This window comes from Rhodobium orientis, assembly GCF_003258835.1.
Classification (GTDB): domain Bacteria; phylum Pseudomonadota; class Alphaproteobacteria; order Rhizobiales; family Rhodobiaceae; genus Rhodobium; species Rhodobium orientis.
In genome coordinates this window covers 1-284 of sequence record NZ_NPEV01000142.1, presented here as the reverse complement: position 1 = coordinate 284, position 284 = coordinate 1, and the positions used below count along the sequence as shown (strand labels likewise).

1 pseudogene is annotated in these 284 nt (G+C 44.0%); it reads right to left on the bottom strand.

Annotation, left to right across the window (positions count from 1 at the left end):
- A pseudogene (locus CH339_RS25575) lies at positions 1-284 on the bottom strand (hypothetical protein); the annotation flags it as partial.

The window sequence follows — 284 nt, the reverse complement described above, 5'->3', positions numbered from 1 at the left end:
GCTGTGCGGCCTTCAGTTCAGGCAGCTTCACACATAGAGCAATCAAAATGATCAAATCTGCGAAATAGACGATGTCATGAAATGCCATGATGTCAAAAACGCCGTCAGACATATTGCCGAGGTTTCCGGCTTGTTTTAAGTTTGCAAACGTCAAAAAGTCATCAAAGAAACGGTAAAACAGGACATTTGCATATAAAGCAAACGTCATCACAGCATCAATGATGATGATCCATATCGCCGACCGGCGGCCTTTTGCAAACAAAGCCAAACCGAGTGCAGCAATC